23 protein-coding genes are annotated in these 22569 nt (G+C 67.9%); 16 read left to right on the top strand and 7 right to left on the bottom strand.

Annotated features, from left to right (window positions below):
* Positions 1-99: 99 nt before the first annotated feature.
* The 4 genes from ACQBAT_RS00545 to ACQBAT_RS00530 all read left to right on the top strand — a co-directional run bounded on the left by ACQBAT_RS00545 (position 100) and on the right by ACQBAT_RS00530 (position 4480).
* The gene (locus tag ACQBAT_RS00545) at positions 100-1107 is read left to right on the top strand and encodes a hypothetical protein (protein ID WP_420746269.1); all 1008 of its coding nucleotides are present in this window, start codon (positions 100-102) and stop codon (positions 1105-1107) included.
* A 324-nt stretch (positions 1108-1431) separates the two neighbouring features.
* A complete protein-coding gene (locus ACQBAT_RS00540; RefSeq protein ID WP_420746268.1) occupies positions 1432-2970 on the top strand; it encodes a sensor histidine kinase in 1539 nt (512 codons plus the stop codon).
* 71 nt (positions 2971-3041) lie between these two features.
* The gene (locus ACQBAT_RS00535; RefSeq protein WP_420746429.1) at positions 3042-3698 is read left to right on the top strand and encodes a response regulator; all 657 of its coding nucleotides are present in this window, start codon (positions 3042-3044) and stop codon (positions 3696-3698) included.
* A complete protein-coding gene (locus ACQBAT_RS00530) occupies positions 3695-4480 on the top strand; it encodes a DUF4097 family beta strand repeat-containing protein (protein ID WP_420746267.1) in 786 nt (261 codons plus the stop codon). The genes ACQBAT_RS00535 and ACQBAT_RS00530 overlap by 4 nt, the downstream gene beginning before the upstream one ends.
* A 204-nt stretch (positions 4481-4684) precedes the next feature.
* Here ACQBAT_RS00530 and ACQBAT_RS00525 read toward each other — a convergent pair whose 3' ends face one another.
* The 7 genes from ACQBAT_RS00525 to ACQBAT_RS00495 form a co-directional block, all read right to left on the bottom strand.
* Positions 4685-6151, bottom strand: a complete 1467-nt coding sequence (locus ACQBAT_RS00525; protein ID WP_420746266.1) for an amidase — start codon at positions 6149-6151, stop codon at positions 4685-4687.
* Between the two features lie 128 nt (positions 6152-6279).
* On the bottom strand, positions 6280-6933 hold the full coding sequence (locus tag ACQBAT_RS00520; RefSeq protein ID WP_420746265.1) for a hypothetical protein: 654 nt from the start codon (positions 6931-6933) through the stop codon (positions 6280-6282).
* Complete coding sequence (locus ACQBAT_RS00515; RefSeq protein WP_420746428.1) at positions 6930-8066, bottom strand: OmpA family protein; 1137 nt, start codon at positions 8064-8066, stop codon at positions 6930-6932. Before ACQBAT_RS00515 ends, ACQBAT_RS00520 begins: the two co-directional genes overlap by 4 nt.
* 46 nt (positions 8067-8112) lie before the next feature.
* Entirely contained in the window at positions 8113-8514 is a 402-nt protein-coding gene (locus ACQBAT_RS00510) for a DUF192 domain-containing protein (RefSeq protein WP_420746264.1), read from the bottom strand.
* 13 nt (positions 8515-8527) lie between these two features.
* Complete coding sequence (locus ACQBAT_RS00505) at positions 8528-9187, bottom strand: prepilin peptidase (protein WP_420746263.1); 660 nt, start codon at positions 9185-9187, stop codon at positions 8528-8530.
* Positions 9188-9193: 6 nt separating this feature from the next.
* Positions 9194-9844 (bottom strand): hypothetical protein, encoded by a 651-nt coding sequence (locus tag ACQBAT_RS00500; RefSeq protein WP_420746262.1) that lies wholly within the window; start codon positions 9842-9844, stop codon positions 9194-9196.
* 13 nt (positions 9845-9857) lie between these two features.
* Positions 9858-11174, bottom strand: a complete 1317-nt coding sequence (locus ACQBAT_RS00495; RefSeq protein ID WP_427197725.1) for a hypothetical protein — start codon at positions 11172-11174, stop codon at positions 9858-9860.
* Positions 11175-11505: 331 nt separating this feature from the next.
* On the opposite strand from ACQBAT_RS00495, the gene ACQBAT_RS00490 reads away from it, so the two are divergent.
* The 12 genes from ACQBAT_RS00490 (at position 11506) to ACQBAT_RS00435 (ending at position 22466) form a co-directional block, all read left to right on the top strand.
* Entirely contained in the window at positions 11506-12666 is a 1161-nt protein-coding gene (locus tag ACQBAT_RS00490; RefSeq protein ID WP_420746260.1) for a hypothetical protein, read from the top strand.
* A gap of 320 nt (positions 12667-12986) precedes the next feature.
* Positions 12987-13199: a hypothetical protein gene (locus tag ACQBAT_RS00485; RefSeq protein ID WP_420746259.1), complete on the top strand. Its 213-nt coding sequence runs from the start codon at positions 12987-12989 to the stop codon at positions 13197-13199.
* Positions 13192-13587: a hypothetical protein gene (locus ACQBAT_RS00480; protein WP_420746258.1), complete on the top strand. Its 396-nt coding sequence runs from the start codon at positions 13192-13194 to the stop codon at positions 13585-13587. Before ACQBAT_RS00485 ends, ACQBAT_RS00480 begins: the two co-directional genes overlap by 8 nt.
* A 65-nt stretch (positions 13588-13652) precedes the next feature.
* Positions 13653-14510 carry a hypothetical protein gene (locus ACQBAT_RS00475; RefSeq protein WP_420746257.1) on the top strand — a complete coding sequence of 286 codons (858 nt, stop codon included), beginning with the start codon at positions 13653-13655 and terminating at the stop codon, positions 14508-14510.
* Between the two features lie 29 nt (positions 14511-14539).
* Entirely contained in the window at positions 14540-15238 is a 699-nt protein-coding gene (gene cpaB / locus ACQBAT_RS00470) for a Flp pilus assembly protein CpaB (RefSeq protein ID WP_420746256.1), read from the top strand.
* A gap of 143 nt (positions 15239-15381) precedes the next feature.
* Positions 15382-16779, top strand: coding sequence for an AAA family ATPase (locus ACQBAT_RS00465; protein WP_427197724.1), 1398 nt, complete (start codon positions 15382-15384; stop codon positions 16777-16779).
* 337 nt (positions 16780-17116) lie between these two features.
* On the top strand, positions 17117-18466 hold the full coding sequence (locus ACQBAT_RS00460; RefSeq protein WP_420746255.1) for a CpaF family protein: 1350 nt from the start codon (positions 17117-17119) through the stop codon (positions 18464-18466).
* On the top strand, positions 18466-19386 hold the full coding sequence (locus ACQBAT_RS00455; RefSeq protein WP_420746254.1) for a type II secretion system F family protein: 921 nt from the start codon (positions 18466-18468) through the stop codon (positions 19384-19386). Before ACQBAT_RS00460 ends, ACQBAT_RS00455 begins: the two co-directional genes overlap by 1 nt.
* The gene (locus ACQBAT_RS00450; protein ID WP_420746253.1) at positions 19383-20303 is read left to right on the top strand and encodes a type II secretion system F family protein; all 921 of its coding nucleotides are present in this window, start codon (positions 19383-19385) and stop codon (positions 20301-20303) included. Before ACQBAT_RS00455 ends, ACQBAT_RS00450 begins: the two co-directional genes overlap by 4 nt.
* Positions 20304-20448: 145 nt before the next feature.
* A complete protein-coding gene (locus ACQBAT_RS00445) occupies positions 20449-21495 on the top strand; it encodes a sensor histidine kinase (protein WP_420746252.1) in 1047 nt (348 codons plus the stop codon).
* Positions 21492-22121 carry a LuxR C-terminal-related transcriptional regulator gene (locus ACQBAT_RS00440; protein ID WP_420746251.1) on the top strand — a complete coding sequence of 210 codons (630 nt, stop codon included), beginning with the start codon at positions 21492-21494 and terminating at the stop codon, positions 22119-22121. Before ACQBAT_RS00445 ends, ACQBAT_RS00440 begins: the two co-directional genes overlap by 4 nt.
* Positions 22122-22274: 153 nt before the next feature.
* Entirely contained in the window at positions 22275-22466 is a 192-nt protein-coding gene (locus ACQBAT_RS00435; RefSeq protein ID WP_420746250.1) for a hypothetical protein, read from the top strand.
* The last annotated feature ends 103 nt before the right edge of the window (positions 22467-22569 follow it).

Raw genomic sequence — 22569 nt, 5'->3', positions numbered from 1 at the left:
CGCAGCGTTCCGCGTCGGTGAGTCGCAGTTTCCGCATGGTGGAAGGACCCTGTGGATAACCGGCGGGGTGCGGGCGGTGCGTCGGCCAGACTGTCGAGCATGAGCGGGGACATCGAGGAACGAGTGGAAACCCTGATGCGGGGGCAGGGCGGTGTGGCGAGCGCGGGTGACCTCCATCGGGCGGGGATCACGCCGAACCAGGTCTGCGCCCTGGTGCGCAGGAGGGTGCTGACTCGCGTGCGTCGTGACGCCTTGATCCTCGCGGAATCGGCGGCGGGCGCCAGTGACTGGGAGGTCCGGCGCTTGCGGACGCTGGCGGTGGGACGGAGCCTGGCGCGATGGGACGTCGACGCCCACGCGATCAGTCACGCCAGCGCCTTGATGGTGCATGGGCTCCGGTACCACGGCGACAACGGCTTCATCCATCTGTCGCGGACCGATGGCCGGCGGGGTCGTCGGGACGAGGCGGTCCACGTCCACGTGCCCATCGATCCGGAGTTCGTCCTTGAGGTCGATGGGCTGCAGGTGGTCTCGCCCGTCGTTGCCGCGCTGCAGGTGGCCGCCGGCGACGGGATTGAGGCTGGCATCGTGGCCTTGGACGGGGTCCTGCATCACGCCGAGGAGCAGGACGTCCAGGCCTTCGGACGACGGGATGGGGAAGCACGCGCGCGGGTGGTCGCGGAGGTGGAGGCTGCCGTGGAGCTGATCGCCGGGCTCAGCATCACTGCCGTTCAACGGGTCATCGAGTTCTCAGATGGACGAAGTGCATCGGTGGGTGAGAGCCGGCTGCGCTGGCAGGTGCATCTGATGGACCTCGGCCCGTGCACGCCGCAGTTCGAGGTGCGTGACGACCACGGTGTCTTCCTCGGCAGGGTCGATCTCAAGCTCGATCGCTGGAAGGTGCTGCTGGAGTTCGATGGTCGGGTGAAGTACGGCGATGACAGTCAGGCCCTCTTCAACGAGAAGCTGCGTGAGGACGACATTCGCGATCAGGGCTACGAGGTGGTCCGGATCAGTTGGGCAGACCTCCGGAACCCGCAGCGCCTTCGCGCCAAGATCGCCAAGGCCATCGCCAGGGCCCAGGAGCGCGAAGCCATCACCGGCTGACGGCAGCGCATCATGGGCTGACGGCAGCGAGCGAGCAGGCGATGAGTTCCATATGTCGCAGGCCCACATCGGCCAGCACCTGGACGTCAGACAAGTGAACGTCAGACAAGGTTGCTCACGCTCTGCAACGCAATATCTACGACATTCCGTGAGTAACCTTGCCTGGCCTAAGGGTCAAGTGCGGGAGGGTCCGCGATGGGCGCGCCTGAGCGATGCGTGGGCCAGGTGTACTGACCACTGAGGTGAGGCATCGGGTGAGCGGGTGGGAGATTCGGGGGGTTAGCCCCATGTGGCCCAGAGGTGGCGATCACTAGGTTTGAAGGCATGAACTTCCCAGCGACCGCCGACGGGCCATCCGCCGTGGCCGCCACGAGCGCGATAGGCGCCTACGCCGCTGGGGGCACCACCAGCGCGATGGGCCCAAGCGGCACCTACGGCACGGGGGGCACCACCAGCGCGATGGGCCACAGCGGCGCCACCAGCGCGATGGCCCACAGCGGCGCCACCAGCGCGATGGCCCACAGCGGCGCCACCAGCGCGGGGGGCACCAGCGTCCTAGCGGGCGCGGGTGGGGGCGGCGCGAGCAGGGGCAACCCCGTCACCCGTCTCGCCAAGGGATGGATCGATGGCTGGTGGGCGATTGCGTTGCGGGGGCCCGATCTGGTGCTGGCCGTCCTCTGCCTGTGCGTGGGCGCCATCGCGATCGGGGGCTTCTTCTCGATCGCTGCGATGGGGGTGGGTCTGCTCCTCCTCGTCCCGGCCCTCTGGGGTGCGTGGCTGCTGGGCGCAGCTCAGCGGCACCTGCTGCTCGCGTTCACCGGCACCGACATCGGATCGCCACCGCCGAGCACGGCGCCGAAGTGGCGGCAGTACCTCGGCATGGACCAGCCGCGCCTGCGCGCCATGGGCTGGGTCGCCATCAAGGGCCTCTGGGGAGTGCTGATCAGCGGCTTCGTCATCACCGCAGTCGGCCATGCCCTCGTCTGGATAGCCGCTCCCGTCCTCCAGCAGAACGCCCCCGACGGACTCAACTTCTTTGGCATCACCATCCACACCCCGCTCGGGGCTGGGCTGCTCTTCCTCGCCGGGATCGTGCTCTTCATCGGCCTGCCCTACTTCGCCCGCGGCCTGGCCGGCGTGGACGTCACCCTGGCCCGCTGGCTGATCGGCGCCGACCCCGACCAGCAGCTGCGCGTGATGACGCGGCGGGTCGAGACGCTGACCACCACCCGTGAGGAGACCGTTGACTCCGTCGAGGCCGAGCGTCGCCGGATCGAGCGTGACCTGCACGACGGGCCCCAGCAGCGCCTGGTCTCCATCGCCATGACCCTCGGCCTGGCCCGCACCCAGCTCGACGACGACCCGCAGTCCGCCCGCGCCCTCCTCGACGAGGCCCACGCTGCGAGCAAGGAGGCCATCGTCGAGATGCGTCAGGTCGCCCGCGGCATCGTCCCGCCGATCCTGTCCGACCGCGGCCTGGACGCCGCCGTCTCCGCCCTCGCCGAACGCAGCCCCATCCCGGTCACCGTCACGACACGCCTCACACAACGGCTCGACCCCACGACCGAGGCCATCGCCTACTTCTGCATCTCCGAATCCCTCACCAATGTCGCCAAGCACGCGCAGGCCACCAAGGCCACGGTCGACCTCGGCCTGGCGCGCACCCTGCACGGCCTCGACGCCCTCGCCATCACCGTCTCCGACGACGGTCAGGGCGGCGCGGTCATCGGCGCTGGGACCGGCCTCACCGGCCTGCGACAGCGAGTCGCCTCGGTCGATGGCGACCTCCATGTCCATTCACCGATCGACGGTGGCACCACCATCGCGATCACTCTTCCCTTGCGCGACCGGAGGACCGCATGAGCCAGCAGGAGACGCCCGAGGTGGGCACACGGCATACGGGACTCGGGGCAGGACCCGACACCCCCGACACGTTGCGCGTCATCCTCGCCGAGGACTCGGTGCTCCTGCGCGACGGCCTCGTGCGCCTGCTGCAGGCGGCCGGGATGGAGGTCGTGGACGCGTGCCCGGACGCGGAAACCTTCCTGGCGAGCGTGCGCGAACACCGGCCCGACCTGGTCGTCGTCGACGTCCGGATGCCGCCGAGTTTCACCTCCGAGGGGATCGAGACGGCGCTCGAGGTGCGCTCCGAGCTGCCCGAGGTGGCGGTGCTCGTGCTCAGCCAGTACGTGGAGGAGCGCTACGCGACCGAGCTGTTGGCGGGGCGGGCGAAGGGCGTCGGCTACCTGCTCAAGGACCGCGTCGCGGACACCGGTGACTTCATCGAGGCGCTGCGCACGGTCGCCTCCGGCGGGACCGCGCTCGACCCAGAAGTGGTGTCGCAGTTGATGTCTCGCGCCCGCAACGCCGACCCGCTCGCCCGGCTCACGCCGCGCGAACTGGACGTGCTGCGGCTGATGGCGCAGGGGCGGAGCAACCAGGCGATCAGCAAGGAGCTGTATATCGGCGAGGGGGCGGTGGAGAAAAACGTGTCCTCGATCTTCAGCAAGCTCGACCTCGCGCCGACCACGGTGGACCACCGGCGGGTGCTGGCGGTGCTGCAGTGGATGGAACACGGGGAGTCGCGATGAGCACGGTCACGCCGCAGGACACGGCCGGGTGGACGCCCGCGGACGGATGGTCGCCGCGCGAGGCGCCCAGGCCCCCGCGCCCCCGCCGGTATGGCGTGCTCAAAGCTCTCGGGGCGGCGTTCACCGCGGTCCTGGTGCTGGGTGGGGCGGCCAGCATGGTGCCCGAGATGGTGGAGCGCTCGGAGGTGACCGAGATCGCCTGGCCAGAGTGGGGCGAGGGCGTGGAGATCGCCCGGACCAACGGCGATGTGCTGGTCAGCGAGGGAGAGCCTGGGGTGCGGTTGGCGACGCGGTCTGCTTTTGTCACGCCGGAGCATGAGGTCTCGCGGACGGCCTCCGACGATGTCCAGCTGTCGATGCAGTGCGGTGGTGGGTTCTTCCAGCGGTGCGTGGGGGACTGGGACGTGGTCGTGCCTGAGGGCGGGCCGGTGACCATCGGCGGGAGCGTCGGGGATGTGGGGGTGGTCGATGTGAGCGGCGATCTCACCCTGAGGACGTCGGTGGGAGACATCCGGGTGCAGGAGTCGTCCTCGCAGGACCTGGATCTGACGAGCAGCGTGGGCGACATCCGGGTGGAGCTGTCCGAGGCGCCTCGGATGTTGCGGGCGACCGGGTCGGTCGGGGACATCACGGTGGTCGTGCCGGCGGGGGTCGCTTATGACGTCCGGACGACGACGGCTGGGGCGGGTGAGGCGATTGTCGACGTGGACGAGGATGCGACATCCGAGCACGTCCTGGACCTGCGGACGAGCGTGGGGACGATCCGGGTGACGAACGGGTGAGGTGGGCCTTCGCTGAGGTGGTTTGGTGAGCGTGAGGCCTGGCCAGCGCCCGTGTGGTTCGGGTGAGTCCGGGCTAGATGTAGGGGAAATCGCCGAGGCGGTAAGGCGGAGCACCCACCGAGCCCCGGCGTGCCTTGCACTGTGCAGATCTGGTGTTGCGTGTCGGGTGCCTGGGCGCAGATCCTGCACAGCCGGATCTGCACATCAAGGGGTGAGGGCGGCCTCGAGCGTGCGGGCGATGCGGAGCAGGCGGGCGTCGGAGCCGATAGGGGTGACGAGCTGGACCCCGACCGGGAGGGGCGGGTGCTCCCCGGGACGCTGAGGCGAGTGCTGCGGCGAGTGCTCCGCAGGACGCGCGTCGAACCTGTCCGACGTGGCAAACCCTGCCGGCAGTGACAGGGCGGGGCACCCGGTGGCAGAGATGACCGAGCAGGAGCGCATCCACTCCACATAACTGCCCATCTCCACCCCGGCGATAGACGTCGGATAGCGCTCCTCGACGGCGAAGGGCAGCACCTGCGAGGTCACCGTCAGCAGCAGGTCGAAGCGGCCGAACCAGCGGCGCACCGCTGCATCCAAGCGCCCTCGGGCGACGGCGGCGTCCATGAGATCTGGGCCGGAGAGCGCGAGGCCTCGGTCGACATTCCAGAGCACCTCGGGCTTGACGAGCCCGTCCTCGCGGTGCCCGTCGACCACTCCTCGTAGGGCCAATGCCATGGCGAAGGCGCGGGTCGTGTCGAAGACCAGGTCGGCCTTGGTGAGTCTGGGGGACGCGTCCTCGACGTGCGCGCCGAGCTCGGTCAGGACGGACGCGACGCGTCGCACCGCCTCGGCCGGGCCCGCTTCAACGGGCAGCCCGAGACCGAGATCCACGCTGACGCCGACACGCAGTCCCTCGAGGCTGTCGACGGCTCGGGCATCCAGCACGTCCGCGAACGCCGCCGCCGAGCTGGGCTCGGTGATCGCCGACATCATCAGCGCCACGTCGTCGACGGTCCGAGCCATGGGGCCGGTCACCGAGAGCCACGCGTGCGGGTCGAGGTTGGGGCCCATGGGGATCAGGCCGTGGCTGGGTCGCAGTCCGACGACCCCGCAGAAGGACGCGGGATTACGCAGGCTGCCGCCCATGTCGGAGCCGTCCGCGAGCGCCTGGATCCCGGCTGCGAGCGCAGCGGCCGCCCCGCCCGATGAGCCACCGGCGCTGCGGGTCAGGTCATGCGGGTTGCGGGTCGCTCCGAAGAGCTCGTTGAAGGTATGGCTTCCCGCCGCGAACTCCGGGACATTGTTCTTGCCCGTACTCACCACGCCCGCCGCCTTCAGCCGCGCCAGGATCACCTCGTCGTGCAGCGGGATCAGGTCCGCGAGCGGCGAGCCGGAGGTCGTGCGGACACCGCGGGTGGCGTGGGTGTCCTTATGGGTCATGGGTATGCCGTGGAGTGGGGGCAGCGGTTCACCCGTCTTCCCAGAGCTCATCGCACGGCGATCTGCCTGGTCCGCAGCGTCCTCTGCCTGGTCGGCCACGAGGGTGACAACGGCGTTGACCTCGTCATTCACCGCCTCGATCCGGGCGAGGTGGTCAGCCAGGGCTTCACGGGCGGACAGCTCCCGCGTCCGCAATGCCCGGGCGAGCTGCACCGCGGTGAGGGTGTCGGGTGGGGTGAGCAACGGCATACGGGACAGGGTGGCAGACCCAGCGGAAGAGCGGTCGCGCGTCCGGTGGGCGATATCTGGAGCACCACGCGCGTCCGGTGGGCGATATCTGGAACACCACGCGCGTCCGGTCGAAGGGGGAGGGAGCGTTAGGGACCGGCGGGGGCGAGGGGGCGGCTGTCGCCGAGGCCGGGGATGCGGACCTTGACTGAGCGGAAGCCGTCTTCTGGGCGTACGTAGTGGGCGGTGACGCGGACGCCTTCAGGGGGCAGGACTGCGGGGAGGGTGGAGCACATGCAGCGCTGGTCGGGGTCCTCGGTGGCGGCTTCGGGGCGGTAGACGGTGGGCAGGACCTGGCGCTCGCCGGCCTCGTCGACCAACGCAATGTCAGCGATCGTGCGCTTGCCCTCACCGAGCTCACCGCTCAACCCACCGTCGACGCCGGTCAGGTCCACACTCTCCTCGCCCGCCGGGCGCAGCTGGATCCGCAGCACGATCGACAGCTCAGTCGCCCGGATCTCCACGATGTCGGCAACGATCTCGCCGTCGACCCCCTCGACGCTGCCCTGGACGGTGTCGATCGGCTGGCCGCTCGTCTGCGCCAGCTTGGCCTCGATCTCGGCAGCGGCTGCGGCATACCCCACGATCGTCGGGGTCGCGTCGTCACCCGGCTGGTGCGTCGCGTCCGCCGTCGGCCCGACGGGAGCCACGATCGGCGCGTCCGAGGCCAGGTCGCACCCGCCGAGCACGAACGCCGCCGCACCCACCGCCGCCACCAACCGCGTCATCCCCCAGCGCCTCATCGGCCGCCACCTTCCGTCGTCTGCGCGTCATCCGCGCCGTCAGTCGAATCCGCACCATCGGTCGAACCCGCGCCATCGCCCGCACCCGACCCAGTCTCCGAGGACTCCGACTCACCCGGCTGCCCCGAATAGCTGATCGTCACCCGCCGGTTCTTGGCCCGGCCCTCCTCGGTGTCATTGGTCGCGATCGGCTCGTCCCAACCCTTGCCCTCGACGCTCACGGTCACGCCCGGCAGCGCGGCGCGGATGACATCGGCGACGGTCTCGCCGCGACGCACGGACAGCTCCTGGTTGTACTCCGCCGTGCCCTGCCCATCGGTGTGCCCGACGACCTCGATCCGGACCGCGCCGGCGTCGTCGAGCGCCCCGATCGCCGAGGCGAGCACGTCGCGGGCCTCGGCGTTCAGGTCGGCGCGGTCGAAGTCGAAGAGCACGTCGGCGTCGAAGCGCACCAGCCCCTCACTCCCCGTCCCCTCGCGCGTGACCTTGCCACCGTCAGATGTGCTGCGCCCCACCAGATCCTGCGGATCGCGCCGGGTCACATTGGCCAGCGCCTCGGGCGTCGGCGCGGCTGGCCAGCCGGTCCCGAGCAGGGTCATCGCGGCGTCCACCTGCGGTCCGGCGGGCAGCTCGTCGTGCACCGGCACGCCGGCGACGATCGTCCCGCGGCCATCGACGTCGACATCGATCATCGTGGTGGAGGTCGGGATGACGGGGAAGGTGGTGTACATCGCCTGGAAGCGTGAGCTGTCGATCGAGGACGGGATGTCGCTGGAGGTCGTGCACACGCATCGATCACCGCTGCTCACCGGCGACAGCACGTCCAGCGAGCGCGGGTCGGCGAGCACGCCGCCGATCAGGTCGAGGTCGTCGTACTGCAGCGCGGTCGCCAGCCCCATCGAGCTCCCCTCGGCCTCGCGCAGCGACCAGTAGACGACGGTCCCGCCGGGCACCCGGTAGGCCCCGTGGATCGCGCCTTCGAAGCGCGCCACCGCCTCGCCCTCCTGCACCGGAATGTCGATGACGAACGCGTCGACGACCGGGATCGCCGGCTCCGCAGCCGCGCGCGGCACCGGCGCGAAACCCGCCGCAGCGAGCCCGCCGATCGCAAGGACCACCCCGAATCCCCTCATGTTCACGCCACTCATCGTAAACGCCCGCCGCGCCCGGGCGGCCCGCTCACGCAGTCTCGGGTCCCCCGGGAGCCCGATCCCGTATGGCGTTCGGCCGACGAACCGACAACCGCGCACCTTCGCGGACACCCCAGGTGGTCATCGAACCGGCAGCGGCTTCGACCACCGCGCGGCCGTGGAGGCGGGGTCGGGTCAGGCCCGTCCACGGGGGCAGGGTGGCGACCTTGAGGACCACACCGTCGCGGTCCAGGACGGCCACGTCGATCGGATAGGCCATCCCCATCATGTGCACGCTCGAGGCGCCGTCCAGCCAGAGCGCGCCCTGCACCGAGGAGGTCCCGAGCAGGCCGCGACCCTTCTCCTTGTGGGTGCGGGCGACGGTGACCTTGGCCACCGGGCTGTCATTGACGAGCAGCACCTCGGGCCCGGCGACGAAGGCAGGCTTCACGACCGGAGCCGACTCATGCGAGCACCGCCACGGTGCCGAGGGCGCCGACGATGAGGAAGGGACCGAGCGGGATGTAGTCCTTGCGGCTGGCTCCACGGGCGATCATCAACCAGATGCCCCAGATCGCGCCGAGGAAGAACCCCGCCACCAGCCCGATGCCCAGGACGATCCAGGAGAACCAGGCACACGCCATACCGAGAATGGGGGCGAGCTTGACGTCACCCAGGCCGAGCCCACCCTGCCCGACGACGGCGAGCAGGTAGTAGACGACCAGCGCGATCAGGCCGCCGACCAACGCGCGAACCCAGGCCCCCCACTCGCCCTCGATAGCAGCAGGGACGAGGAGAAGGAGCGGGACGAGCAGCATCAGCGGCTTCTGGATGCGGTCGGGGAGCCGGTGGACGTCCTGGTCGATCCCGGCGAGCGCGAGCAACGGCACCGTGAGCAGCAGGAAGACGACCAGCGTGGCCGGCCGGTGGAGCAGGCCCCACGCGAGGCCGCCCCAGACGAGGGCGGCGAGCGGGATCAGCCACCACTGCCTCGGCTCGGCGAAGGTGCGCTCGTCCGGGTAGCGGTAGCTGCGGGTGCTCAGGCGGCGACGCACGAGTTCACCGACCACGGCGCCGAGCAGCGCGAGCGCGGCCGGAACCCCCCAGGTCAGGACCTCCCCCAAGACAGGTCAGCCCTGCTCGGGAAGCATCGTGAAGGAGTCGGCGACCCGGTCGAAGTCGGCCTCGGACAGGGTGTCCTCGCCACCGGAGAGCGCCAGCCCGATCGTCTGCGCGTTGCTGCTGTCCACCGCGAGGATCCACATGCCGTCCATCACGCCGGCCTCCTCGTCCTCAGTGCCCCAGGAGAAGTTGACGCGGACGGCATTGCTGGCGCCGGGGACGTCCATGTCCTGCTGGGAGTGGATGGTGAAGCCGGGGGTGCCCATCTGGATCTCGGCGATCAGCACGCTGGCGGCCGACCGGGACATCCGGAATCGGCCGAAGTCGCCCGCGAGGCTGAGCATCGGGTCGGTCTCGCTCTCGCCGGCCTGGTAGCGCAGGTTGAACAGATCATCGACATGGGTCTCGGTCCACCCCTCCGGCACCTCGACCTGGGCCCGACCGGTGACGCCGCGCTCGGTGCTGTCGGGGGCCTCGGTGGCCGCCGGGAGATTGTCGATCCGGCCGCCCGGCTCCTGGGTCGCTCCGGCGTCCTCGGAGCCGCCGGCCTCGACGTTGTCCTGGGTGGTGGACGTGCTGCTCACCTCCGACTCGGGTCCGCAGGCCGTGAGCATCAGCGCCACGGCAGCGGTCATCACGATCATCTTCTTCACGGTCATCCTCTTGCTGTCCTCACTGGAAGCAGACGTCCATGTTGTGCCACGGACGGCGGCCGTTCTCCGGCGCGCCCGCGTACTGGGCGTCCACGATGTTGCCTTCTGAGTCGGTGTAGGTGTACTTGGCTCCGAGCTTCAGCCCCCACTTGACCTCGCCGCCGACAGAGTAACTGTCCTCCAGGTTGTTCATGGTCACCTGGCTGATCTGGGCCTCGTTGTAGAGCATGTTGATCACCGGGTCGGTGCCGGGCTTGGTCGGGTCCCAGAGCATGGTCTGCAGCGGCTTGAAGCCCATGTAGTTGTCGCTCGGGTCGCCCATCCAGTTCTCGACCGTGGCCCGGTTGGCGTTGGTCACCTTCAGGGTGGAGGTGGTGACGGTGTCATGGTTCTGATTGCCGGCGGCAGCCAGTTCCTTGCCGCCGACCTTGAGGTTGGAGCCGGCCTTGCTGGCGGTCTTGAACTGCACCTCGACGAGCTGGCCGTTGGCATCGCGCTTGATGACGATGCTGGTCGTGCCCTTCCAGGAGCCGGAGGCGTCCGCGGCGTCGGGCACCTTGCCGCCGCCCTTGATCTCGCCCGACCAGCTGGTGGTGTAGACGGTGCTGCCGTCCTCGTTGGTGGTGGTGGAGTACTGGTGGCCGCCGGTCAGGGCTCCGTTGAAGCCGACATCTGGGGTGTCGGTGGGGTTGTCACCGCCACTGTCCCCACCCTTGTCGCCGTCCTTCTTGCCAAACCCGATGCCGAGGTCGAGGGAGCCCTCGAACTCGCCGCCCCAGGTGGTGGTCTCGCTGATCGGCTCGTGGCCGACATCGGCGAAGGGGTTGGACATCAGCTGGTTCTGGATGCGCTGGGCCTCCTCGAGGGAGTCGACCGAGTAGGTCGGACCGCCGCTGTAGGAGCCCTTGAGCTTGAGGTCGCCGCTGAGCTTGGCCTTGGGAGTGTCCTTGCCCTCGCCCTTGCCGCCGATGCCGACCCCGAGGCCGAGGTTGCCCTCACCGGTCTGGGCGACGCGATAGCTGGTGGTGCCATCGGCATTCTTGACCTCGGCGATCTGCACGCCGTGCGAACCGCCGGCATCGACGATCGCGATCGAGACGTCGACCTTCTCCTTGGAGCCGGAGGTCGCGACCGTGCAAGAGTTCGGCACGAAGTCGGGACCGGCGAAGTCGGCCGGGTCGCCACGCCCCTCGCAGCCGCCCTCGCCGCCGGGTGCCATGGAGGTGATCGTGCAGATGGCCCGGTCATAGGCCGCCGCGATGTTGGGCCCGAAGGACGCCGTGATGAGCGCGCCGACGATGATGACCCCCACGATCAGGGCGCCCAGGTACTCCAATGTGCCGGCACCCCTTTCGGGCGCCCTCCAGATCGCTCGCATTCTCGTCCTCCCGAGGATTCGCAGCAGTCGCATCGACTCGTCGATGCACCCGTCCCACCGCCTGATACCTCGACAGTACGGCCGCGGAGTTGGGCCCTCGGGCCTACTGCGGGCCCAGCCAGACGGGCCCAGAGCGCTCCTACAGTGGGTCACGGAGCAGGGCCGGGGAGCCCACTCCCGGGCTGGGGACAGACCGTCGGGAAGGGCTTGAGACACGGAGGGAGGATCGGCGATGCGCGAGATCGATCGCATCCGGAGACGCCAGCGCTGGCGCGCCAGAACGGATCGTGTGACGACGGTTCTCGTCGCCGTCCTCGTGGTCACGGCCGCCATCACCCTCCTGCCACAACGCACGCAGCAGCGCATCATCGCGCTCGGGTGCAGTGGTGTGACCCTGGGCGTCACGGACTGCCTGGCCCGCCTCTATCAACCACCACCAGCCGCACTCAGAGCCGTGCCGCTCTGCCCGGTTGACCAGGTGGCCGAGCAGATGGTTCCCACGGTGGAGACCCAGCGGATCAGCTTCACCCACGGCGGTGTGCTGGAGAGGTGGGTCGCCCGCGACGGAACTGTGCGCGTCGTGGCCGAGCCCAGTGAGATCACCGCTGAGACCTGGCAGGACGAGCCCTGGCCCCAAGCACCTCTCTTGCCCGGAGTGACCGTGCCGCTGTCCGCCCAGTGGGATTTCGAGGAGGAAGGTCAGGAGCGAGACTTTGTCGCCGCACTTCAGCAGCAGCATGCTCTCCACCACCAGCGTCGCTCCGCCATCGCCGGCCTCCTTCCACAGTCTCTTGACGCTTCCGTTCGATCGGCAGTGGCTCCCGCAGCCTGGGTGAGCACGACCTCGACCACGGCTCTCGAGGGGCTTTCCGCAGCACCCCAGGCCCAGGGAGAAGCAGCCGGCGACCTGCCTGGCCACGTCCGTCCGTCCGGGGGGTCCGCGACGCTCTTGCATCAGGTCAACGACAACCTTGTAGCCACGACTATCTCGTCGACTGGCGTCTCGCCCACCGGAGCACCCGTCCACGGGGCCCTGCGCTGGGTTCGGGCTGCATCGGGCGATCTGGTCGAGCTCTCCGGGAGTTGGGCGTGGAGCGAGGGCGAGGGGAGCACAGTGATTCATCTGCTCACCCCGTTGGCCGAGGGGGACGGGGCCGAGGTGGAGGCCTGGCTCGCGGACCCTGACGGTCCCACCCTGGACCTGTCCTTCCTGATGGCCGATCGCCGCCCCGAGCGCGGCAACGACCTCGAGCGCCTTCTCTATGCCGCCAGCACCGTCGCAGTCGAGAGTCGCGCGAGCGACGCGTCGGCCCTAGGCAGCCTTTTCGAGCAGGACCTGTCCTTGGACCGACGCCGCTACGGAGAGCTCTCCGGAGAGCGTTCAAACGCCCGCATCGTTCGCCCTCAGCCGTCAGGAGCCGACCGCGTCGCCCAGGAGGTCACGTGCTGACCCGCAGACAACTGATTGGGATGTCCGTCGCACTCCTGGTCCCAGGAGGCGCGCTGGCCGCTCGAGCAGCCAGTGAGTCCGAGGATCCCAGCAGCCCTGCAACCGGGTCTTCGTCGTCACAGCGTCTACGGGTCGGCCTGCTCACGTTCACCATGCCCGGAGGTGGGGAACCATCCGTTGTCCCGGCGGGCTGGGACTGGGCGGCCGAGACGCCAGAGGGCGTGCGGTTGCTCATCATCGGGCGTTCGCCCTCCCCGACACCGGAACTCGCATTGTCAGCCGTGCTGTCCACCAGGTCCTCGGCCTCGTTCGATCTTCGGGTGACCGGCCACCCACCCGAGAGCGTCGTCGGTGCGGACGCGCATCGGGTCTGGTCCGTCCGCAGCACCCGCGCACCTCTGCGCACGGGCGCGCTGGTCGCGGCCACTTTGGGTCGCGAGACGGCTGTCGCCCTGCTCACCGGCCCTGAGGGCTGGAGCCCCTCTATCCGACGCGGCGTCGTGAGCTCGCTGGAGGTGTCCCGCGATGCGTGAATTCCTGACCTACGCCCTGCACGCCCTCATCGTCTGGGTCGTCATGCGTGGCCTGGTAGCACTGGCCCTCTCCTCCGGGAGCCAGGACCTCTGGGCTCTGGCCGCCGCGACAACCACCGCGGTGGCGCTCGCGGGGCTCGCGACGGCGTGGCTCACCCGGACCGCACGGAAAAGCGTCGCGGTCGTGACCCGGCGCCTGATGCCTGTCCCACTCGCGGGCGGCGCACTGGCTGCGTGGGCGGCAGGAAACTACGCCTCGACCACCGCTCAGATTGCCGTCGCCGCAGCAGCCTGGATCCTCGGCGGCATCGCCAGCGTGGTGCTGGTGCACCTGGTGTGGCGCAAGCGACGTCACACAGAAACAGGAATGAGGCCGACATTTGCGTGAGGGGCAAAGCACAGGTTACGTTCATTCCGTTCTCCGGGCGGGCGTCTTGGGAGGGATCTGGGAGTATGACGTTCTATGCCGTCGTGTGCGGTGGCGACCGGTCGTGGCCGGTCCCTGCCCTGAGTAACGATGTCCTCGACACCTTCGAGGACCTCGTGGGGCCGGACCGCAGCGCTACCCTGCCCTCGGACGCCACCCATGTCCTGCTCGTGTGTCGCACGGAGTGGGGACCGGCCATGCGACGACTGGCGACCTTGCTCAAGGCGCACGACGAGGCCCTGAACGTGTCAGTTCTCGAAACCGACACCATGCCCCTGGGGGCAGCCGTCGTGGCCGAGCATGTGAACGCCCTAGCTGTCGAACCCGGCCATGCGGCCCGGGAACTGCGCAGGCTGCTGGGGACCGTGCGGAGCGTGGTCTGGGTGCGTCGACCCGGCAAGGTGAACGGCGCCCGCCCCAAGTGGTGGGAGGTCATCAGGTCTTGGTGGTCCCCGGACGGTGCTCTCGCCGAGGGTGAGAGTCCGATCGGGATCGAGCGGGCGCAGGTGGAGCGGTGGGCCGAACTCTTCAAGGGTGCTACCAGTGTTCACCGCAGTGGGGAAGTTCCACCGCGCCCAGCCGCCGTCATCCAGCCCTATGTCGGTGGAGAACGCGTCTGGGGGCGAGACGTATCTCGCGGTGCTCGCGCCATCACGGGAAAGCAGCCCTCCTTCGAGGTCGCGACCTTCACCCCGACCGACGCGGTGTCCGCTGAGGAAACCACGGAGTGTTCGGGCTGCGGCGCGAGCGTTGTCGACTTCTGCCCGTTCTGCCACGCCGCATGGGGTCTCGGCGCCACCGTGGTCCACACATCGACCACTACCCCAGCAACCCCTATCGATGACAAGGATCTTCAGCCCGTGAACGAGAGCGAGCTCCGATGAACCCGAGGCAACGCAGGGGCGTCATGCTCATGCTCCTGTCCATTGTGCTCGCAGTCGCCGTCTTCTTCGGCGTCGCGAGTTACGTCTCCGGGGTGAATAGCCAGGTCGGACCGATCACCACCATCTACCAAGCCACGGAGGACCTGAGCGCCTTCTCCGAACTCACGGCAGATCGTGTCGAAGCGGTCGAGGTTCCCGTGCGGTGGGTGGATGAGGCTTCTCGATTGACGGTGCAGGACATCGAAGGGCGGACGATCGCCGTTCCGCTGAGCGCCGGCTCACGCATCACCATGGACGTCCTGGTGCCGCCCAGCGATCTCAATCCCAACGAGCGCGAGGTCGCGATCAACGTCGACGCCGTGACCGGCATCGCTGGTCGGGTGCGGCCTGGTGACCGCGTCGATGTGTATGCCGTTTTTGCCGACACACCGGGGCTGGCCAACCAGTCGCGCATCCTGGTCCGCAACGTCCGGGTGGTCAGCGTGGGTGGGACCCAGCAGGTGCAGGAGCGACAGACAGGGGAGTTGCAGGACGTCGTCCCGGTGACGCTTGCGCTCGTTCCTGGTGACGCGCTCTCAGTCACCTACGCCTCGACCTTCGCCGCCGAGGTCCGGCTGATCGGTCTGCCCGCCGGCACCACGCAGGACCGGGAGGGCGAGATCAACCAGTTCGATGCCGAACAACTCGGCGGGGAAGCCATCAGAGAAGAAGGGATGCGGGTCCCGTGAGAAAGATCCTGCTCGGCGTCGCTGACCAAATCCTCAGTTCCGACCTGATCAGTCGGATCGAGGCGCTGGAGGACTTCGAGGTTGTCCACATCTCGGAGAGCACACAAGAGTTGCTCCCCGCCGTGCTCAACCACAATCCAGACGTGGTCATCCTGGACAAAGACCTACCCCCAGGGCCGATCACCAGGGTGATGCAGGACGTGACAGTGCGGCGTCCCGCCCTTCCGGTGCTGCTGGCAACCCGATCCGCCGACGAGGAGAGCCTGACCCTCGGCATGCAGGTGGGCGCGCGCGGCGTGCTCGCCTACCCCTTCGTCCTGGCCGAGGTGAACGACTCTCTGGTCCGCGCCACCGAGTGGGGCGAGCGGATGCAGGAAGTGCTTGCCGGCGGGTCAGGGGCTGACGTCATCGAGGGCGGGGTCACCTCTTTCGCCGGCAGCAAGGGTGGGGTGGGCACGACCGCCATTGCGACGCACCTGGGGTGGCAGCTTGCCTCGGGCCACCGAGAGAAAAAGGTCGTGCTGGTCGACGTCGATCTGGAGAAGGGTGACGTCAGCAGCTACGTAGACCTCAACTACCGCGTCAGCATCGTGGACCTGGCCAAGATCGCGGATGACATCACCGACCGCATCGTGCGGGACACCGTGGCCGTGCATGACAGTGGACTGCACATCCTGCCGGCCCCCATCGACGTCCGTGACGTCGATGCTGTGACGGCCTCCGCCATCCGCGCGATCCTGAGCCAACTGCGCTCGATGTACGACATCGTCCTCGTTGATGCCGGCAGCAATGTCACGCCGGCTCAGGCAGCGGCCATCGAAATGAGCGACCATGTCGTGCAGGTGGTCACCACGGATGTGCCCTCGCTTCGAGCCGCCCGTCGTCAGGCCCAGGCCTGGTCCGATCTTGGGGTCCGCAACCCCAGCGACGTGCAGGTTCTCGTCAACAAGTTCTCCCGAGACTCAGAGATCCAGCAGAGCACGATCGATCGGCTGGTCCTTGGCCGCCGCATCGAAACTCTCATCCCGGACCTGGGGCGTGGGCTGGAGGCTTCGGTCAATACCCGCACCCCCGGACACAACGTCCCCAAAGCCTGGAGACGCTCGCTGAAAGCCCTGTCGCAGGAGGCAGAGATCATGATCGAGCCGGTATCCGAGACCAAGCCAACGCGAAAACTGCTCAGCCGTCCCCGCCCCGCCAAGGCCGAATCGGGCCAAGTGGCACTCGAAACGGTGGGCATCCTGCCCATCACCGTCATGTTCCTCCTCGTCCTGTGGCAAGTCCTCGGACTCGCCCTGAGCTTCGTGTGGGCTGGCCATGCCGCCAACGCAGCCGCTCGCGAGGCCTCACTGGGGGCCACCCAGTCCCAGGTCAGGCAGGCCGCCCTCGACGCCGTGCCGTCGGGAGTGCGCAGCGGAGTGACAGTGCACACCGCCGGTAGCCAGGTCGAGGTCAAGGTCAAAGTGGCTCCCGTCGGTAGCGGATCGTCAGTATCCGACGTCGGTGTTGCCAGGAGCGTGGTGAAGGAGCCGAGGGGATGAGGACGTCAGCGCAGAACACACACCGATCCCGCGAGGGCGGTTTCGCCGCGCTGGAGGCGCTCGTGGGGACCACGGTCGTCATCCTGATCCTCACCCTCGCTCTCCAGTTCTTCAGCGCCATTTACACTGGCCAGGCTGCTGGCAGGGCGGCGTGGGACGCGGCGCGCGCGCAATCACTGGGACAGAGCCCGAGCGCTGCTGCAGCGCACTCGCTCCCTGGGGGCGTGCGACTGGTGTCAGTGCGCTCCCTTGGAGACGGAGTTGAGGTGAGGGTGCAGGCCCCGCAGCCTCTGCCCTGGCCGAAGATCCCTGAGGTCTCACGACGGGCCTACATCCCGTGAGCCGGCAGTTCGGCTCAAACTTCGGGCGCTCAGCCGCGAGCCAGATCAGTACGACCGCCAGCAGCGAGGACGCGTCACAGGTACGCCGGTTCAAGCAGCTTCTCCTTGACGAGGTGGACCTGCAGGAACTGGCGCTACTTGACAATGAGCAGCGCAAGATCCGCCTGGAACGAATTCTGACCCACCTCATCTCGCGCGAGGGGATCATCCTCGCCAACCGTGAGCGGACGGCCCTGGTCACCACCGTCATCAACGAGGCCGTAGGTCTCGGTGTGCTCGAGCCGCTCCTCGGCGACGAGAGCATCAGCGAAGTCATGATCAATGGCCACGACACGGTCTACATCGAGCGCTTCGGCAAGGTCGAGCAGATCAGCTCCGCGTTCACCTCGGAAGCCCAGTTGCTCCAGACTATCGATCGGATCGTCTCCACGGTGAACCGCCGCGTAGACGAGTCCAGCCCCATGGTGGACGCTCGCCTGCCAGCGGACTCCAGACTTCCGCGTGGAGCTCGCGTCAACGTCATTCTGCCCCCCTTGGCGCTCAATGGCCCTACCGTCACGATTCGCCTCTTCCCCAAGGCGTACGGGATCACCGAGTTGATGGCGCGGGGAAGCTTGGACAGAGCGACGGCCGAGTTGCTCGCTGCTTGCGTCCGCGCCCGCCTCAACATCATCGTTTCCGGGGGAACGGCTTCCGGCAAGACCACCATGCTCAATGCGCTCTCGGCCTTCATCCCGGAGCGCGAGCGCATCGTGACGATCGAGGACGCCGCTGAGCTCTCGCTCTCGCAGGTCCACGTCGTACGCCTGGAAACTCGACCACCCAATGTCGACGGCAAGGGGCAGGTCACCATTCGGGACCTCGTCCGCAACTCGTTGCGCATGCGTCCCGACCGCATCATCGTCGGTGAGGTACGTGGTGGTGAGGCGCTGGACATGTTGCAGGCGATGAACACTGGACACGAAGGCTCACTCGCCACTGTGCACGCCAACACCGCCGAGGATGCCCTCGCCCGGTTGGAGACCCTCGCCACGATGAGCGATGTCGAGGTTCCGTTCGTCGCGCTCCGCGACCAGGTGAACTCGGCAGTCGACATCGTCGTGCAACTCACGCGTACCTCGGATGGTGCGCGTCGCATCACCGAGGTGTGCCAGGTGGTCTCCCGCCGCCGGGAGGAGTTCACCCTGGCTCCGATCATGCAGTGGGATGACCTGGCTGAGACGCCGTCCTTCGTGCGCTTCGGGCTCACCCATCAACTCATCGAACGTTTGCGCTCCCGAGGTGAGCAGGTGCCGCTGGACTTTGCGACCGCCGACACTCCCGCCGCCGAAACCCGGGCGAACTGATGGTCGGCGCGATCTTCACCGGTGTGGTGCTCTGTCTGGTCCTGGCGCTGCTTGCCATCCGCCTCTTCCTGACCAACGCGCGCGTCCAGACGTCTGCCGGCCGGCACGTCCTGCAGCTGGGCACACAGGTGGAGCGCTCGTGGCTGCAGGAGATGGAGTCCTTCCTCGGAGCCACGCGTCCGGGCCGCTGGCTGCGGAGGGAGTTGACGACGGCAGGACTCCATTACCCGCTCTGGGCCGTCACTCTCGTCGCAGTCGTGGCCACTGTCAGCGTGCCCTGGCTGCTGTGGGTCTACGTCGCGCCGCTCTTCGCCGTGCTGGGGCTCGCAGCCGGGTGGTTCGGGGTGCGCTGGTGGATCACCTTCCAGCGAACGCGCTACCGCGACAAGTTCGTCGACCAGATCCCCGATCTAGCCAGGGTGCTGTCCAATGCCACCAACGCGGGGCTGTCGATCAGGACTGCCTGGACCGTCGCCGAGCACGAGATGGGGCAACCCGCATCCGAGGAGATCGGGCGCATCAACACAGCCGTCCGGTTCGGGGCGTCGCTCGAGGACGCGATGCTGCAGGTGGAGGACCGGCTGCCCTCTCGGGAGGTCAAGGTCCTCATGTCCACGTTGGTCATCGCAGCTCGCTCGGGTGGATCTCTGGTCTCCGCGCTCCGCGATATCTCCTACATGCTCGATGAGCGCAAGGAGACCAAGCGTGAGGTGAAGTCCGTCGTCGCCCAGTCCGTCGCGACCGGCAATGCCATCATCGTCATCGGCCTAGGTTTGATGCTGCTCGTCAATTCGATCTTTCCCGGCACCATCGAGCGGATGACGCAGAACATCGTGGGCATCGTGGCGCTCGCCTTCTACGCAGGTATGACATTCCTGGGTTGGTGGCTGATCCGCAAGATCACCAGGCTCGACGCATGAGCGATCAGATGCTCCCCGTCCTGCCTGCGTTGGGGGCCCTCCTGGCGTACCTGATCTTCAGCGTCGGATTACGCATGGTGCGTGGCGACGTCGTCGCGGGCTTGGACGCCGGAGACATCGCACTGCTGCAGCAGGAGCGCCAGCGCGAGGTCCGTAAGGAGTTCTCGGTGATCGAGCGTCTGGGCGGGCAGCTGCGCGCACCGCTGCGTCGCCTCCTCGGCCGCCGTGGAGTCAACTGGTTGGCCAGGAATGTGCACTACGCCGGTCGTCCGGGAGGGATGACTGTCGACACAGTGCTCCGCAAGATCGGCGGATTGCTCGTACTGATGGTCCCGCTCGGGCTCGCCCTGATCCTCTCCGGTATGTGGTACCTCGCGCCCCTGGCGATCCTCGTCGCCGTCGTGATGCCGATCTCCTCCCTCGCAGCCCTCGGAAATCGTCGGCGCGAGCAGATCGATGCCGATCTCCCCGATTTCCTCGACATCCTGGCCGTGACAGTCACAGCGGGTATTGCCTTCCGACCGGCACTGCGCCGTGTCTCGGCACGCTTTGAGGGGGCTCTTGCCGACGACGTCAACCTGGCGCTCGACCGGTTGCTGCACGGCGCCAGCGTGCGGGACGCCTTCGAGCAGATGCGCGACCGCTCCACCTCGCGGATGATGGAGCGCTTCGTGCGTGCCTTCCTCCAGGCCGAGGAACTCGGGGCACCGCTTGCTGAGACGCTCAACCAGATTGCTCTGGACATGCGTCGGGACAACTCGCAGCGGCTTCGGCAGAAGGCCGCAGCCGCTGCCCCCAAGGTCACTCTTGTGGGCTCGATGATCCTGGTCCCGGCGACCCTGGTGCTGATTCTGGTGGGGTCCTACTTCGGCATGAACATTCAGCTCGACCTGTCGTCGGTGTCCGATGCGTTCTGATCGACTCAAGAGTGGCAGAGAGGTCCTCGAGGACTGCACCTATCTTCGGGTCTGCCGGGCTGTCTTCTCCTTCCGCCTGCTTGCTGCGGCCATGACTGCGGCCTTCACCCCAACGTCCAGCGTCAGCACCGACGCTCTGCTCATCGTGGTCGCCATCAGTTCCACCTGGGCCATGATCTCGGACCGCTTCGTCAAGGTCTATTTCCGGCGCCCCGCCCTGGCTGGTCTCGACGTCGCGGTCGTCACGCTCGTGGTGGCCTTGGAGTGGCCCGCCACACTCAGCCTCCTTGTTCTTGCCCTCACCATGCTCATCGTCGGTCTGACTCTCACACCCTGGCTCGGGTTACCTGCCCTGGTGATGAGCATGGGGCTCAGCGTGGGGTACGCGTCATTGGGCTCGCCGCTCTCGGGCGAGACCCGGCTCGTGGCCGCGGCTGCTATCGCCCTCCCCATAGCCCTGATCGGAACGACAGCCCTCGGCTGGACTGTTCGCTATGCCTTCGTGGAGCTGCATCGCACCCGACAGGAGGCGATGAACATGCGAATGTCACAGCTGGAACTCGAGGAGCGGAACCGGCTGGCTCGCGAGATGCATGACTCATTGGGCAAGACCGTTAACGGCATCACCCTCGCGGCCCATGCGCTGGTCGGTGCGGCATCCGCAGGAAGACTGCAGGACACACAGTTGCTGAGTGCAGAGATCGCGCAGGCCGCCGACACGGCTGCGGAAGAGTCACGCACGCTCCTGCGGGGACTGAGAAGACACCTGGATGATCGGCCCATCGCAGAACAGTTGGGGGAGCTAGGCCGGGCACGAGCCACGGAGAGTTTCGCCGTCCGCACGCGCGTTGACGGCATCGCCGACCTGCCACGAGGGCTGTCAACCGAAGTCGTCAGCATCGTCGATGAGGCGTTGGAGAACGTCATCCGCCACTCCGGAGCAGCTTCCGCCGAGGTACGCCTATGTCAGCTCGCCGACGAGCTCACTCTTGAGATCGAGGACCATGGCGTCGGGTTCGACCCTCTTCGCCTCTCGGAGCGGGAGCGGGCCGGCCACTTCGGGGTGCGCGGGATGCAGGAACGAGCCCTGTCCACGCACGGGTCGTGCGAGATCGACGGCAGACCCGGCCAGGGAACCATCGTGCGCTGCCACTGGCCGAAGCACGCTGTGAACGAAGGAGCCAACGCGTGACCAGACCCATCACGGTTCTTGTGGCCGACGACAACGCCGTCGTCCGCATGGGCATCAAGGCGTTGCTCAGCCAGATGCCGGATATCCACGTCGTGGGCGAAGCCTGGGATGGCGAGCTCGCCGCTGAGCTCGCCAGGAAGTTCACCCCGGATGTCACGCTCCTGGACGTCCGGATGCCACGCCGCGATGGAGTCTCCGCGGCTCAGGACATCGCGCGAGTCAGCAAGGTCGTGATGATGACCTACAGCGATAGTCCGGACGTCGTGCGCTCCGCGCTGCAGGCCGGAGCCTGCGGCTATCTGGTCCACGGCGCCTTCGAACCGGCCGATGTCGAGGCGGCAGTACGCGGCGCCGCCCGAGGCGTGGGGACCCTCTCGCCGGCAGCCGTGGCTGCACTGGCACAGGACGCGCAGCCCAGCCAGGTCCGCACGGATCACGAACTCTCACCTCGCGAGATCGAAGTCATGGAACTCATCGCCCGAGGCCGGACCAACGGCCAGATCGCGCGGGAACTCTTCCTCTCCGAGAAGACGGTGAAGAACCACATCAACCGCATCTTCGCCAAGCTCGGCGTGGAGGCTCGTGCCCAGGCTGTGAGTTGGTGGCTGGGAGCGGACACCAATTGATCAGTGGGCCCGCTTCTGGGCCCTCGGACCAGTCGGTTAGTTGGGCCCAGGTTAGGCCTCCGGGCCCTGCTCCTCGCCCACGCTCCCGCCTAGCGTTAGGGATGTCAGCAAGCACCGACCCGGGGGGACCCGGACCAACCGAGAGGTTCGATCATGAAGTCTTACATCTACCTGAAGAGCCTGGCCAACCGTCGTGAGGCCGGTCAGGGTTCGCTGGAGTACCTGGGCGTCATCATCGTCGCTGTGATGATCGTCGGGCTGCTCATCGGCGCAGCCAACGGCTGGGGTGGCAGCGTCCGCGACGCCTTCCAGACCGCGATCGAGAAGGTCACCAGCAAGGCCTGATGCCCTCGCCACGAGAAGGCCCGACGCTTGGCGTCGGGCCTTCTCGCTTGGATCAGGAACGTCGAGACCTGTTCCGGGTACTGTGTCCTGAGGGAAAGATCAT

Origin of the sequence: Ornithinimicrobium pulveris (genome assembly GCF_050261105.1) — a bacterium.
In the GTDB taxonomy this organism is placed as follows: domain Bacteria; phylum Actinomycetota; class Actinomycetes; order Actinomycetales; family Dermatophilaceae; genus Ornithinicoccus.
This window is presented reverse-complemented; position numbering and strand designations above follow the sequence as displayed.

Bases quoted from the DNA above. Each gene is read 5' to 3' on its own strand.
- ACQBAT_RS00545 (WP_420746269.1), top strand. From the start codon at position 100: ATGAGCGGGGACATCGAGGAACGAGTGGAAACCCTGATGCGGGGGCAG.
- ACQBAT_RS00540 (WP_420746268.1), top strand. From the start codon at position 1,432: ATGAACTTCCCAGCGACCGCCGACGGGCCATCCGCCGTGGCCGCCACG.
- ACQBAT_RS00530 (WP_420746267.1), top strand. From the start codon at position 3,695: ATGAGCACGGTCACGCCGCAGGACACGGCCGGGTGGACGCCCGCGGAC.
- ACQBAT_RS00525 (WP_420746266.1), bottom strand. From the start codon at position 6,151: ATGCCGTTGCTCACCCCACCCGACACCCTCACCGCGGTGCAGCTCGCC.
- ACQBAT_RS00520 (WP_420746265.1), bottom strand. From the start codon at position 6,933: ATGAGGCGCTGGGGGATGACGCGGTTGGTGGCGGCGGTGGGTGCGGCG.
- ACQBAT_RS00515 (WP_420746428.1), bottom strand. From the start codon at position 8,066: ATGAGGGGATTCGGGGTGGTCCTTGCGATCGGCGGGCTCGCTGCGGCG.
- ACQBAT_RS00500 (WP_420746262.1), bottom strand. From the start codon at position 9,844: ATGACCGTGAAGAAGATGATCGTGATGACCGCTGCCGTGGCGCTGATG.
- ACQBAT_RS00480 (WP_420746258.1), top strand. From the start codon at position 13,192: ATGCGTGAATTCCTGACCTACGCCCTGCACGCCCTCATCGTCTGGGTC.
- ACQBAT_RS00475 (WP_420746257.1), top strand. From the start codon at position 13,653: ATGACGTTCTATGCCGTCGTGTGCGGTGGCGACCGGTCGTGGCCGGTC.
- cpaB (WP_420746256.1), top strand. From the start codon at position 14,540: ATGCTCCTGTCCATTGTGCTCGCAGTCGCCGTCTTCTTCGGCGTCGCG.
- ACQBAT_RS00455 (WP_420746254.1), top strand. From the start codon at position 18,466: ATGGTCGGCGCGATCTTCACCGGTGTGGTGCTCTGTCTGGTCCTGGCG.
- ACQBAT_RS00450 (WP_420746253.1), top strand. From the start codon at position 19,383: ATGAGCGATCAGATGCTCCCCGTCCTGCCTGCGTTGGGGGCCCTCCTG.
- ACQBAT_RS00435 (WP_420746250.1), top strand. From the start codon at position 22,275: ATGAAGTCTTACATCTACCTGAAGAGCCTGGCCAACCGTCGTGAGGCC.